We start from the raw sequence: 13,590 nt of genomic DNA on the forward strand, positions 1-13,590 counted from the left end.
AGAATTACTTGTGGTTATCTGTCTAATTCCTGAAAATACATTCAGAAAAAAGTAGAATTTAGCACCTTCTTTTTAATAAAGGGTTGCCAAGGCTTCAATGGGTCTATTCCCTCTGCCTTTCGTGATAACATTCAATACGATTAAGAACGAATACCATTTACCAATTGAAATTACAGTAATAATTTCAATTAACAACTAGTATTAAAGTGTAAATTAAGGGAATAAAATCAGGATAACCAATTTTTATTCGTATAAATCTGAGGAAATATAGCGATCCCCAATATCACAGATAATAGCAACAATAATTCCTTTTTCTATTTGTGCTGCAATTTCTAATGCCGAAGCAACAGATCCACCACTACTCATTCCGGCAAAAACACCTTCTTCTTTTGCTAGTCGGTTAGCAACCAATCGTGCATCTTCTTCACTAACATCTACCACTTGGTCTACTTTCGATGCATTAAATATTTTTGGCAAATATGCTTCTGGCCATTTACGAATTCCAGGAATTTTCGCACCATCTTTAGGTTGTGCTCCAACAATTACAACGTCTTTATTTTGCTCTTTCAAATACGTAGAAACGCCCATAATGGTTCCTGTGGTTCCCATTGCAGAAACAAAATGTGTGATTTCACCATTGGTATCTTTCCAAATTTCTGGTCCAGTGGTTTTATAATGTGCTTTCCAATTATCATCATTTGCAAATTGATTCAGCATAAAATATCCTTTTTCTTTTTCAAGTTGGATTGCTAAATCTCTTGCGCCTTCGATACCGACTTCCACCGAAGTTAATATTAATTCCGCGCCATAAGCACGCATGGTTTTAATACGTTCTTGTGTAGAATTCTCAGGCATTATAAGCACCATATTTAATCCGAAAAGCTGTGCAATAAATGCTAATGCAATTCCGGTGTTACCACTTGTAGCTTCCACTAAAGTATCTCCTTTTTTAATATCTCCACGTTTTAAAGCTTCGGTAATCATATTAAAAGCAGCTCTATCTTTAACGCTTCCTCCAGGATTTTTACCTTCTAATTTTAAAAACAATCGCACACCTTCCTTTTTCAAAATATGTGTTGCTTCTACTAAAGGCGTATTACCAATTAAGTCTGTTATCGATTTTCCTTCTATCATTATTTTCTAGTCTTAATTTTAATTTCCGATTGATACGTTACCAACGAATTTGCTGGAACAGATTCTGTAATCCAAACATTTGCACCAATAATACTATTTGCACCAATCACAATATCGCCACCAAGAATAGTAGCATTTGCATAAATAGTAACATTGTCTTCTATGGTTGGATGCCTCTTTGTAGACGCCAAGCTTTTCTTAACCTGAATACCACCTAAAGTTACCCCTTGATAAATTTTAACCTTGCTTTTAATAATTGCCGTTTCTCCAATTACCACTCCGGTTCCGTGATCAATAAAAAAGGAATCCCCAATAGTAGCTCCTGCATGAATATCTATTCCGGTGATGCCATGAATATATTCCGACATCATTCTAGAAAGAATATATAAATCCAATTTATAAAACTCATGACTTAAGCGATGTACAGCAATAGCATGAAAACCTGGATATGCTAAATACACTTCCTCTAAACTTTTACAAGCAGGATCATTATCTTTTGCTGCTTTGGCGTCTAACTCAATATTCTTTTTAATTAAGGATAATTTATCAGAAAAAGTATTCCAAACAGCTTCACTATCTTTCACCGAAAGTGCTTTTGAGAAATTCAAAAAAACTGCTTTTAAGTACTTTAATTCTTCTTTTTGCTTTTCCTCTTTTTCGAATAAAGCATAAAACAAATCTTTGGTAAATACTGCTACTTCTTCTTTTAAACGAAGGTTAAAAATCATTCAAATTAATTAATGGATTGGACTACTGCTTTTGGCGCTTCTTTACGTGTTCCATCAAAACCATCAATTCCACTAACTGTTGTATATTTTAAAACATACTTTTTACCAGGATTAATAATTTTATATGCCGATTGACACATTAAAGTTGCTTCATGAAAACCACACAAAATCAATTTAAGTTTGCCTTCGTATGTGTTTACATCTCCAATTGCAAATATACCGGGAATATTTGTTTGGTAATCTAATGTATCTACTTTTATGGCATTTTTAACAATTTCTAATCCCCAATCGCCAATAGGTCCTAATTTAGGAGACAATCCGAATAGCGGAATAAAGTGATCCGTTTCCAACAATATTTTCTCCCCATCTTTGGTAACTGTAATTCCTTCCAGTTTATTATTACCATGTAATGCCGTAACTTCGGCTGGAGTGATTAAGTTTATTTTACCCAGCTTTTTTAATTCTTGCACTTTTTCTACGGAATCTAAAGCACCACGGAATTCATTTCTTCTATGAATTAAAGTTACTTCGGAAGCCACATTTGCTAAAAACACACTCCAATCTAAAGCAGAATCTCCACCACCAGAAATCACCACTTTTTTATCGCGGTATACTTCTGGATCTTTAATAAAATACTCCACACCTTTCTCTTCATAATATGCAATATTTTCAATCTTCGGTTTACGTGGTTCAAAAGAACCTAAACCACCAGCAATGGCAACAATTGGCGCTTGGTGTTGCGTACCTTTATTAGTCGTTACAATGAAACTTCCGTCTTCTTGTTTTTCAATAGTTTCGGCACGTTCTCCCATGGTAAAACCAGGTTCAAACTGTTTTCCTTGTTCTAATAAATTCGTGGTTAAATCTCCTGCTAAAACCTCTGGAAATCCAGGAATATCATAAATAGGTTTTTTAGGATAAATTTCAGAACATTGTCCGCCAGGCTGAGGCAATGCATCAATTAAATGGCACTTTAATTTTAGCAATCCTGCCTCAAAAACTGTAAATAAACCTGTTGGACCTGCTCCTATTATTAATATATCTGTTTTAATCATGATGTACTTCTTTCTTACTAATTAATCCTTTGGTGAACTCGTTTAACGTTTCCACTTTTTCTTCGAAATCGCCTTTTATTGTTTTTCTAAAAACGTTTAAATTTTTAACCATATCATCGATATTATCCGGAATGACATCTTCAAAAAACTGACGTAATCGTTTTGCTGTAGTTGGTGATTTCCCGTTGGTAGAAATGGCAATTTTCACATTTCCTTTGGTAACAATACCACCCATATAAAAATCACAATACGGCGGATTATCGGCAACATTTACTAGAATATTTCTTTGTTTACAATCTTCGTAAACTTCAATATTTACATCGATATTATCTGTGGTTGCAATAACAATGTGTTTATTATTTAAAAGTGTATGCTTATAAATACCTTTTATCATTTCAATGCCAAATTCTGTAGCCAACGCAATGGTTTCTTCTCTAAAAAAAGGAGCGACCATTTGTACTTTTGCATTCGGACTAGACTTTAGCAAAAAGCTTAATTTTTCTAATGCTACGTTTCCGCCTCCAACAATAAGAACGTTAAGTTGTTCTACTTTTAAAAATATTGGATATAAGTTATTTCTCTCTTCCATCTTAAAATAATCTTATGCAGAAATTAATTCTGGTTGCGTCTTCACTTCTTTAAAAATCGAATCCAATTGCACGCGTTTTTCAACTACTTCTCCTATTACAATTATTGCCGGATTTGCTAGTTGTTTTTCTTTAACCACATTGCAAATAGTTTCTATGGTTCCTACGCCAAACTTTTCGTCTTTTGTAGTACCATTTTGAATGATTGCAATTGGTGTTTTCTGTTTTCCTTCCGAAGAAAAAATAGATACAATTTCTTCTAGTTTCCCCATTCCCATTAAAATAACAACGGTTGCTGTAGATTTTGCTGCAAGTGCTACATCACTAGAAATAGTATGTGCTTTTGTGGTTCCAGTAATTACCCAAAAACTTTCAGAACTTCCTCTTTTTGTTAATGGAATTCCTTGGTATGCAGGAACTGCTAATGAAGAAGAAATACCAGGAACCATGTACGTTTCTATACCAAACTGTCTTACATGATCAATCTCTTCGGCACCACGACCAAATATAAAAGGATCTCCTCCTTTTAATCGTACTACATGTCCGTGAGACTTTGCTCTTGCAACAATTAAATCATTAATTTGTTCTTGTTGGTATGCATAACAACCGCGACGTTTACCTACAAAAACAAGTTCTGCTTTAGGCGATGCGTATTCTAATAAATCTGCATTTACAAGTGCATCATATAAAATAACATCTGCATCTTTAATGGCTTTAATTGCTTTTAAAGTTATTAAATCTGGATCTCCAGGACCTGCTCCTACTACGGTTAACTTTGGTGTTGTTCTCTCTTTCATGTTACAAATAATTTAGCTTGCTAATTGTTTTTCCTGTTCTCTAAACACACGAACCGCTTTTAAGAAATCGGTTGCATTTTCTATATATTTTTTAGCAAATGCTTCGGTAGGTGCATTGTTTTTTATCTGATAAATTAATTCGGAAAAAGAAACCCCTAAATTAATTTTATTGCTTTCTACAAATTCGGCCTGAAACGTATTAATAATTCCAGCTTGTGTATTCACTGAAATATTTTCGGAAAGTAAAATTGCTTTCGCCGAATTCACCATCGAACTATATGCAAAGTAGATCGCATTAGAATATACTTTGTTACCAAAAGCTTCTTTTGCTGTTTCTATTTTTTCTTCACTTTCTAAAAACAGCGTTGCAATTAAATCGATAACAACTCCTGCACATTCTCCAATTCCGATTGCTTTTACATACGCTTCGCTGGTTCCCCAATCTATAAAATCGTCTTGTGTTAAGTTGGTAGCATCCGAAAGGTCTTTCAGCATTTCATAGAAATATTTTTCACCTTGTTGCAAGTAATAATCGACAAACAGTTTTCCGTTTCCGTTCGCTTCAAAATCGTTTAAAATTCTACGTAAAGCATCTGGACCTCTTCTACTTGGCATTTTCACTACTTTATCTGCAAAAACTCCTTTTCCGTTTCCTCTATTTCCTCCACCTAAAAGCACTTGTACTGCTGGAGCAACTAATTTATCTGGCGTACGAATTGACATTCCTTGAAAACCAATATTCGCGGCATTGTGTTGTCCGCAAGCATTCATACAACCACTAATTTTAATGACTAAATCTTCATTTTTTAAATATTGCGGATACTCTGCTTTTATAACACGCTCCAGTTCATCTGCAATCCCGGTACTACTTGCAATCCCTAAATTACAAGTATCTGTACCCGGACATGCAGTAATATCTACCGCTTTATTATAACCAGCTTCTACAAAACCTAGCTTGGCTAATTCTTGGTAGAAAAATGGTAATAAGTCTGCTTTTACAAATGGAATTAATATGTTTTGACGCAAGCTTAATCGTAACTCTCCTGCTGCATACTTCGCTGTTAAATCTGCTAACAATCTTGCTTTGTCTGTATAAAAATCTCCTAAAAGGACTTTAATCCCAACAGCAAAATATCCTTCTTGTTTTTGCGGAATAACGTTTGTTTCCTTCCAAAGATTATACGCTTCTTCGTCCTTAATTTCTACTTTTGGAGCTTCTACAATTACTGGAGTAGAAACCGGATATGCATCTGCATCTATCGCCACCGTTTTATATTCGATAGCACCTTGCTCTTCTTCCACAAGTCTTTTAAATTCTTCTAATCCAATATCTTTTATTAAGAATTTCATTCTCGCTTTAGCACGACTTTTACGTTCGCCATAACGATCAAAAACTCTTAAAACACCTTCCATTACAGGAATAATTCTATCGGATTCTAAAAAGTCATAAAACAAATCTGCATGTCTTGGCTGTGAACCTAATCCGCCACCAAGCATTACTTTAAAACCTCTTACACCATTTTGTATTTTGGCAATAAAACCTAAATCGTGCATGTATGATAATCCGGTATCTTCATCGGAAGCAGAAAAAGAAACCTTGAATTTCCTTCCCATTTCCTGACAAATAGGATTACGTAAAAAGAACTTAAAAATAGCATCCGCATACGGGGAAACATCAAAAGGTTCGTCAATATCTATTCCTGCAGTCTCACTTGCGGTTACATTTCTAACCGTGTTACCACAGGCCTCACGAAGGGTCACATCATCTCTTTCTAATTCTGCCCAAAGTTGTGGTGTACGATCTAAATCTACATAATGAATTTGAATATCTTGACGCGTAGTAATGTGTAATCTTCCACGAGAATACGCATCAGACACATCTGCAATTCTATGTAGCTGATTGCTTAAAACTTTACCATAAGGCAGTTTAATTCGAATCATTTGCACACCTTGTTGGCGTTGGCCGTAAACTCCTCTTGCCAAACGAAGACTTCTAAATTTTTCTTCGTCTACTTCCCCTGCTTTAAAGAGTTCAATTTTATTGGCTAAATCAATAATATCTTGCTCAACTACTGGGTTTTCTATTTCGGTTCTAAAACTTTGCATACTCTTTCTACTTTATTGTAAGTGTATTCCACACTCTCTATTCTCTAATGCTTTTATTGGATCAAAATACCCATGGTTTTTAGGCAAATTGTGGACTTCTAAATAATTATCTAAATCATAATCTGTCCAATAATAAAAAGGGCTAATTTTTAAAATGCCATCTTTACTATAACTCAAAATGTCTTTTTTATCACGTAATTCGGTTTGACGAACTCTAATATTTGTAAACCATAAATCTGGTTGATGCTCTTGTAGTGCTCTTCGGAAAGGCTCTAGTTTTACTACTTCAGAAAACAATGCATGATTATCATCTTCTACATTTGGCAGACCTATAGTTGCATCTATTTCTTCTTTCGTTTTTAAAGACTGATACTTATTAATCTTTAAATTAAAATCTTTAATAAGGTTGTCTGCATGCTCATAAGTACTTGGCTGATTATATAAAGTATCACACCAAATCACTTTAATATCTTTATCATGCTTAGACATGGTACTTAATAATATTGCAGAATATTTACCAAAACTGGTAGTTACTATTCTGTTGTTGGATAAAGTTAAAGCCCATTGAATAATCTCATCTGGGGTTTTATTTTTTAACTCTTTATTTAAGGTATCAATATCTAATTTTATCATTCTATTTCATTTTAATCTATAACTCCTATCGACTTACTAGGAATATAAAACAAATGTATCATTTAAATATTTTTTAAGCACTAATAAAATGATAAAAATATTGGAGGATTTTTAATAATCTGTTAACGAGTTAAATCTGCAAGTGACGTATTTCTGAAAATATCTAATGTATTATCGCGGACTTTAATCATTAACAAATGTACAGCACAAGAGGCTTCGTCTGGACAATCGGAACATTTTTCGTAGAAGTTTAAACTTACACAAGGAACCATTGCGATGGGACCTTCCAAAATTCGCATGACATCCACCATTTGAATTTCATTTGGTTTTTTTAGCAGGTAATACCCCCCAGATTTCCCTTTTTTAGATCCTAAAAAACCGTTTTTACGTAAGCTTAGTAATATACTTTCCAGGAATTTTCTTGAAATATTTTCACTTTTTGAAATCGTTTCAATGGGTACAGGCGTATTTCCTTCTTGTTTAGCTAAAAAGGTGAGCGCTTTAATTCCGTATTTTGTTTTCTTTGAAAGCATCCTACAAAGATACTTATTTTACAGACTAATTTAGCGCTTGTTTTAAATCGTTAATAATATCTTCTACATTTTCTAAACCTACAGAAACACGAACCAATCCGTCGGTAATACCAACTTCTAATCTATCTGCTTCGGTTAATTTACTGTGCGTTGTGGAAGCGGGATGCGTTACAATGGTTTTGGTGTCCCCTAAATTTGCAGAAAGAGATGCCATTTTAATTTTATTTAAAAAATTTCTTCCAGCTTCAATGCCTCCTTTGACTTCAAAAGCGACAATATTTCCACCTTTTTTCATTTGCTTTTTGGCGATTTCATATTGTGGATGCGATTTTAAAAACGGGTATTTCACTAGATTCACATTGGTATGCGACTCTAAAAACAATGCTACTTTTTCTGCATTCTCACAATGTCTATCCACACGAACTGCAAGTGTTTCTAAACTTTTAGATAAAACCCATGCATTAAATGGCGATAAAGCAGGACCTGTATTTCTGGAAAATAAATAGATCTCTTTAATTAATTCTTTGCTTCCAACAGTGATTCCTCCTAAAACGCGACCTTGACCATCTATTAATTTGGTTGCAGAATGAATAACTAAATCGGCTCCAAACTTAATCGGGTTTTGTAAATATGGCGTTGCAAAGCAATTATCTATGATTAGTAAAATATTGTGTTTTTTTGCTATGTCTCCTAAACGTTCTAAATCTAAAATATCGACTGCTGGATTGGTCGGACTTTCGGCATATAGAATTTTAGTACTTGGCTGAATTAAATCTTCAATAGCATCTAAATTATTAATATCGAAGTAGCTCGTGCTGATATTCCATTTTGGTAAATAATTAGAAAACAAACCATAGGTAGAACCAAAAATACTTCTTGCAGAAATAATATGATCACCAGCATTTAGCAATGCAGCAAACGTGGAGAAAATCGCAGACATCCCGGAAGCGAATGCATAACCAGATTCTGCTCCTTCCATTTTACAAATCTTATCTACAAACTCGGAGGTATTCGGATTAGAATAACGACTGTAAATATTACGCTCTTTTTCTTCTGCAAAAGAAGATCGCATATCTTCTGCATCTTCAAAAACATAACTAGAAGTTAAATATAAAGGAGAAGAATGCTCTAAATATTGAGAACGTTCTATTTGGGTTCTAATTGCTTCGGTTTCAAAATGCTCACTCATTATAACAGTGGTTATTAAAGGTTTAATTATTGTTTTCTACTAGTCTTAAAATATCTCCAAAAACACCTCTTGCAGTTACCTGTGCTCCCGCTCCAGCGCCTTGAATTACTAAAGGTTGTTCTCCGTAAGATTCGGTGTAAATTTCGAAAATAGAATCCGATCCTTTTAAAGCTCCCAATGGAGAACTTTGCGGAACAGAAACTAATTTCACTTCTAATGTAGCACCATTTTCATCTTCTAAATTTCCAGATAAATCGCCTATATATCGTAATACGTAATTCTTTTCTTGATTATCTTTTAAATCTGAATACGTTTCATTCATTTGTTCTAAAGAATTTAAAAACACAGAAACATCACCACTTTGCAATGCTTCGGGAATTAAATTCTGAATAACAACATCTTCAATTTCATTATTTAAATCTAACTCTCTAGCCAAAATAAGCAGTTTTCTTGCAACGTCATTTCCGCAAAGATCTTCTCTTGGATCTGGCTCTGTAAATCCTTTATCGATGGCGTCTTTTAGGACTTCGGAAAACGACTTGTCTTCCACAGAAAAACTATTAAACAAATAACTTAGCGAACCGGAAAAAACACCGCGAATTCGCGTAATATTTTCACCCGAAAGATGCAGTAATTTTATAGTATCAATTAAAGGTAAACCGGCACCAACATTGGTTTCGTATAAATATTTCTTCTGATGCTTATCTAAGTTTTTTCTTAATTCCTTATAAAAATCTAAGCCTATGGTATTTGCTATTTTATTAGAAGACACTAAATCAAAACCGCTAGAAACTAAATCGTTATAATGCTCTACAAAGGTTTTACTTGCTGTGTTATCTATCGCAATTAAATTCTCTAGATGGTGTTTTTCCGCGAAAGCGATGACATCTTGCATGGTATACGGGATACCTTGTTCCTCGATTTCTTCTTGCCAATTTTGCGTAAAACCATTTTTAGACAATGCTACTTTCTTCGAATTAGAAATGGCAAAAATATTCAATTTTACACCTTTGCGTTTTTCAATCTCTTTTGCCGAAGAAATAATTTGATTAATTAATGCAGCACCAACTAAACCATGTCCGAAAATAGCAAGATTTACCTTTTTAGAACTACTAAAAACTTCGCCATGAATAACGTTTGCCGCTTTTAATAATTGCTCTTTTTTAACCACTAAGCTTACATTTTTTCCTGTAAACGTATTGTTAAAAAGCAATGGTGTAATTTGATTTTTTATAAGTGCATTAAAGGGTTTATGAAAAGCACTTAGTTCAATACCAATAATAGAAATTACAGCAACATCATCTACAACATCAATTTTATTGACGTCTTGCGAATAAAAATCATTTTCGAATTCACGCTCTAAAGCAATGACCGCTTGGGTAGCTTTATCTGCGTCAATAATTAGCCCAATTCCTCTTTCGGATGAACCTTGAGAAATAATACTCACACTAATATCATGCGCACTTAATGCTTTAAAAACTCTAGCATCTACACCCACTTTTCCCAACAAACCTCTACCTTCTAGGTTAATCAAAGCAACATTATCTAAAACCGATAATGAAGTCGCTTGTGTACTATCTTTTTTTGCGGTTATTAAAGTGCCTTCATCTTCTAAATTAAAAGTGTTTAAAATACGCAGGTTTATATTTTTTTCTAATAACGGAATGATTGTTTTTGCATGTAAAATGGTAGCGCCAAAATTGGCTAACTCATTCGCTTCTGTAAAAGAAAGTTCTTTAATTTTTTTTGCATCGGGAACTAAAACTGGATCTGCCGTATAAATTCCGTTGACGTGTGTATAATTCTGAAGCTCTTCGGCATCTAGATAATTAGCCAATAAAGCAGCAGAATAATTACTTCCGTTTCTTCCTAAAGTGGTGGTTTCATTTTTAAGATTAGACCCAATAAAACCAGTGACCACATTTACAGTTGTGCCATTATATTGTTTAAAATGTGCTAAAACATTTTCTTTAGTTATCGCGTGAATTGGTTGCGAATTATTAAAATGACCTTCTGTTTTAATTAACGTTCTGGCATCTGTTGCATGCGCGTTTACATCTTGTCTTTTAAGTAGGGCTGTGATTAATTTAGCGGATAAAATTTCGCCATAAGCCAAAACTTGATTTTCAATTTTCTCGCTATAATCTCCTAATAAGGATACACCTTCAAAAATGGTTTCCAATGCTTTAAATTCTTCGGAAAAATCAATGGTTTTTAAAGGCGCTATTTGGTATTCCTGAAATGCTAAAAAGGCATCTTTATAATCTTCTTTTTTGGATGCTTTTTTCAGAATCGCCTCTAACTCGTTAGTCGCATTATCTCTAGCGGAAACCACAACGGTAATACGTTCTTGGTTTTCGACTTTATTTTTTATGATAGAAATAGCGTTATTTAAACCTTCGTTATTTGCTAAAGATTTACCACCAAATTTTAGTACTTTCATTTTATTGTTTTTGGAATTCGGTCTGAAAATAGTTTCAATTATTTTTTCTAATTGTTCGAATTCTATTAAAAAAGCATCGTGTCCATGATCGGAATTAATCTCATTATACGTCACATTTGGATGTGATAATGCTAATTGTTTTTGTGTTTCTCTGTTTTCTTCCGCAGTAAAAAACAAATCCGAATCTACTCCAACAATAGTAATATTTGCTTTAATATTTTTTAAAACCGCATCGTAATCTGTTCTGTCTTTAGTGACATCAATACTTCGTAGTAATTGATTCATTAATTTATAAGCAGACAACTGAAAACGCTCTTGCAATTTCTTTCCATGATGCAACAACCAGCTTTCCACATTAAAAATTTCTAGCTCCGCATTTCTGCTTCTTTTAAAACGTTCTTTAAAAGACTTTGGCGTTCTATAGCAAAGCATCGCGTGCATTCTTGCATCATGCACAGGATTGCTAGAATTTAATAAAAACTGTTCTTGTATCTGGCAATTGGCAATGAGCCAATCGGTGGATTTCCAATCAGTTGCTACAGCAATTAAATGATCTGCTAGATTTGGTGAAAGCACAGCCATTTCCCAAGCTATTCCACCACCAAGAGAACCTCCTATAAGTGCAAAAACAGAAGCTATTTCCAGTTTTTCTAAACCAACTAAAAATAGTTTTGCAATATCTCTAGCTACAAAATCTTTGTAGTTTTCAATAACAAAACCATCGTATCCATTTCCAGGAATATTAAAAGATAAAACGGTATATATATTGGTATCAATGACTTTATCCTGACCAATAACATCATTCCACCAACCGTCTTTTCCAGACACATTACTATTTCCGGTAAGCGCATGATTTACCAATACAATTGGTGCCTCGTGCAAAGGCTTTCCAAAAATTTGATAGGATAATTCTATATTTTGAGATACGCCAGAAGCAAGCTCAAAACTAGAAACTGTTATATATTTTAATGCGGCCATTATTGCGTTTGGAATAGTAATACATGCTAAGCAAGAGATATTGCGTAGCATGTATTTATGATCACTAATTGATTTGTTTTAAGCTAGAACGGTTTTCTTTAAAACTTCAAAAGCTTCTTTTAAATCCGCTTTTAAATCTTCAATATTTTCAATTCCAACAGACAAACGAATTAAATCTTTTGTAACTCCCGAAGCTGCTTGCGCCTGCTCATCTAATTGTTGGTGCGTAGTACTTGCTGGATGAATAATTAAAGATTTTGTATCTCCAATATTAGCCAGCAAAGAGAAAAGCTTGGTAGTATCTGCAATTTTTTTAGCAGATTCGTAACCGCCATCTACTCCAAAAGTCACCACACCACTTTGTCCGTTTGGCAAGTATTTTCTAGCCAAATCTCTATATTTACTAGTTTCCAATCCTGGATAATTTACCCAATTCACTTCTGGTTGTTCTTGTAACCATTTTGCTAATTCTAGTGCATTTTGACTATGCTTTTTAATACGTAATTCTAAAGTTTCTAAACCTTGAATAATTTGAAATGCATTAAAAGGACTCAATGCAGCACCATAATCTCTTAATCCTTCAATTCTAACTTTCGCAATAAAAGCTGCAGCACCAATAGCTTCGCTATAGACTAAACCATGATAACCAGCAGAAGGCTCTGTGAATTCTGGGAATTTTCCGTTGGTCCAATCAAAAGTTCCAGCGTCAATAATTACGCCTCCTAGGGAAGTTCCGTTACCAGTGATATACTTTGTTAAGGAGTGAATTACAATGTTTGCACCGTATTCAATTGGATTTAATAAAGAAGGTGTAGCTACGGTATTATCTACAATTAAAGGCACTTTGCTAGTTTTAGCTTCTTTAGAAATAGCTTCCAAATCCAGAACATCTAGTTTAGGGTTTCCTAAAGACTCTACAAAAAATGCTCTTGTATTTTCTTGGGTTGCTTTTTTAAAATTTTCTGCGTCGGAAGGATCTACAAAAGTAGTCGTAATACCATGTCTTGGCAAAGTAACGCTTAACAAATTGTATGTTCCTCCGTACAAGCTGCTAGATGCAACAATATGGTCTCCCGCTTTTAAAAGGGTTAGTAAAGTTGTAGAAATAGCTGCAGTTCCAGAGGCTGTTGCTACTGCTGCGATACCTCCTTCAAGAGCTGCTAATCGTTGTTCTAAAATGTCGTTTGTAGGATTATTTAATCGGGTGTAAATAAATCCTGGAACCGAAAGATTAAATCTTCCTGCGGCATCATCCGAATCATCAAAAACATAAGAGGATGTTTGATAAATAGGGACTGCTCTGGTTCCTGCTGTTTGACTAACGTCGTGTCCTGCGTGCAACGCTTTGGTTGCGAATTTTTGTGTACTCATTTTTCTAAGTTTTGAATTAAAATAAATTAAACCAAA

General features: G+C 34.1%; 11 protein-coding genes and 1 riboswitch. All 11 genes read right to left on the reverse strand.

What is annotated here, in order from left to right; all coding sequences use genetic code 11:
• Positions 1-11 precede the first annotated feature (11 nt).
• Positions 12-131: riboswitch (SAM riboswitch) on the reverse strand.
• Between the two features lie 112 nt (positions 132-243).
• The 11 genes from cysM to AMD28_RS07995 all read right to left on the reverse strand — a co-directional run bounded on the left by cysM (position 244) and on the right by AMD28_RS07995 (position 13,554).
• Positions 244-1,134 (reverse strand): cysteine synthase CysM, encoded by an 891-nt coding sequence (gene cysM / locus AMD28_RS07945; protein WP_055443620.1) that lies wholly within the window; start codon positions 1,132-1,134, stop codon positions 244-246.
• The gene (gene epsC, locus AMD28_RS07950) at positions 1,134-1,862 is read right to left on the reverse strand and encodes a serine O-acetyltransferase EpsC (protein WP_055443621.1); all 729 of its coding nucleotides are present in this window, start codon (positions 1,860-1,862) and stop codon (positions 1,134-1,136) included. The genes cysM and epsC overlap by 1 nt, the downstream gene beginning before the upstream one ends.
• A 5-nt stretch (positions 1,863-1,867) precedes the next feature.
• Positions 1,868-2,917 carry an NAD(P)/FAD-dependent oxidoreductase gene (locus AMD28_RS07955; RefSeq protein WP_055443622.1) on the reverse strand — a complete coding sequence of 350 codons (1,050 nt, stop codon included), beginning with the start codon at positions 2,915-2,917 and terminating at the stop codon, positions 1,868-1,870.
• Positions 2,910-3,506 carry a precorrin-2 dehydrogenase/sirohydrochlorin ferrochelatase family protein gene (locus AMD28_RS07960; protein WP_055443623.1) on the reverse strand — a complete coding sequence of 199 codons (597 nt, stop codon included), beginning with the start codon at positions 3,504-3,506 and terminating at the stop codon, positions 2,910-2,912. The genes AMD28_RS07955 and AMD28_RS07960 overlap by 8 nt, the downstream gene beginning before the upstream one ends.
• A 12-nt stretch (positions 3,507-3,518) precedes the next feature.
• Positions 3,519-4,301, reverse strand: a complete 783-nt coding sequence (gene cobA, locus AMD28_RS07965) for a uroporphyrinogen-III C-methyltransferase (protein WP_055443624.1) — start codon at positions 4,299-4,301, stop codon at positions 3,519-3,521.
• Positions 4,302-4,313: 12 nt separating this feature from the next.
• Positions 4,314-6,407 carry a HEPN domain-containing protein gene (locus AMD28_RS07970; RefSeq protein ID WP_055443625.1) on the reverse strand — a complete coding sequence of 698 codons (2,094 nt, stop codon included), beginning with the start codon at positions 6,405-6,407 and terminating at the stop codon, positions 4,314-4,316.
• A gap of 12 nt (positions 6,408-6,419) precedes the next feature.
• A complete protein-coding gene (locus tag AMD28_RS07975) occupies positions 6,420-7,040 on the reverse strand; it encodes a phosphoadenosine phosphosulfate reductase domain-containing protein (RefSeq protein WP_055443626.1) in 621 nt (206 codons plus the stop codon).
• A gap of 122 nt (positions 7,041-7,162) precedes the next feature.
• Positions 7,163-7,573: an RrF2 family transcriptional regulator gene (locus AMD28_RS07980; protein WP_055443627.1), complete on the reverse strand. Its 411-nt coding sequence runs from the start codon at positions 7,571-7,573 to the stop codon at positions 7,163-7,165.
• Between the two features lie 25 nt (positions 7,574-7,598).
• Positions 7,599-8,762: a trans-sulfuration enzyme family protein gene (locus AMD28_RS07985; RefSeq protein ID WP_055443628.1), complete on the reverse strand. Its 1,164-nt coding sequence runs from the start codon at positions 8,760-8,762 to the stop codon at positions 7,599-7,601.
• A gap of 22 nt (positions 8,763-8,784) precedes the next feature.
• Complete coding sequence (gene thrA, locus AMD28_RS07990) at positions 8,785-12,234, reverse strand: bifunctional aspartate kinase/homoserine dehydrogenase I (protein ID WP_241492471.1); 3,450 nt, start codon at positions 12,232-12,234, stop codon at positions 8,785-8,787.
• A gap of 27 nt (positions 12,235-12,261) precedes the next feature.
• Positions 12,262-13,554 (reverse strand): O-acetylhomoserine aminocarboxypropyltransferase/cysteine synthase family protein, encoded by a 1,293-nt coding sequence (locus AMD28_RS07995; protein ID WP_055444335.1) that lies wholly within the window; start codon positions 13,552-13,554, stop codon positions 12,262-12,264.
• Between the last annotated feature and the right edge of the window lie 36 nt (positions 13,555-13,590).

The organism is Lacinutrix himadriensis, assembly GCF_001418105.1.
GTDB classification, from domain to species: domain Bacteria; phylum Bacteroidota; class Bacteroidia; order Flavobacteriales; family Flavobacteriaceae; genus Oceanihabitans; species Oceanihabitans himadriense.

Bases quoted from the DNA above. Each gene is read 5' to 3' on its own strand.
- cysM (WP_055443620.1), bottom strand. From the start codon at position 1,134: ATGATAGAAGGAAAATCGATAACAGACTTAATTGGTAATACGCCTTTA.
- epsC (WP_055443621.1), bottom strand. From the start codon at position 1,862: ATGATTTTTAACCTTCGTTTAAAAGAAGAAGTAGCAGTATTTACCAAA.
- AMD28_RS07955 (WP_055443622.1), bottom strand. From the start codon at position 2,917: ATGATTAAAACAGATATATTAATAATAGGAGCAGGTCCAACAGGTTTA.
- AMD28_RS07960 (WP_055443623.1), bottom strand. From the start codon at position 3,506: ATGGAAGAGAGAAATAACTTATATCCAATATTTTTAAAAGTAGAACAA.
- cobA (WP_055443624.1), bottom strand. From the start codon at position 4,301: ATGAAAGAGAGAACAACACCAAAGTTAACCGTAGTAGGAGCAGGTCCT.
- AMD28_RS07970 (WP_055443625.1), bottom strand. From the start codon at position 6,407: ATGCAAAGTTTTAGAACCGAAATAGAAAACCCAGTAGTTGAGCAAGAT.
- AMD28_RS07975 (WP_055443626.1), bottom strand. From the start codon at position 7,040: ATGATAAAATTAGATATTGATACCTTAAATAAAGAGTTAAAAAATAAA.
- AMD28_RS07980 (WP_055443627.1), bottom strand. From the start codon at position 7,573: ATGCTTTCAAAGAAAACAAAATACGGAATTAAAGCGCTCACCTTTTTA.
- AMD28_RS07985 (WP_055443628.1), bottom strand. From the start codon at position 8,762: ATGAGTGAGCATTTTGAAACCGAAGCAATTAGAACCCAAATAGAACGT.
- thrA (WP_241492471.1), bottom strand. From the start codon at position 12,234: ATGCTACGCAATATCTCTTGCTTAGCATGTATTACTATTCCAAACGCA.
- AMD28_RS07995 (WP_055444335.1), bottom strand. From the start codon at position 13,554: ATGAGTACACAAAAATTCGCAACCAAAGCGTTGCACGCAGGACACGAC.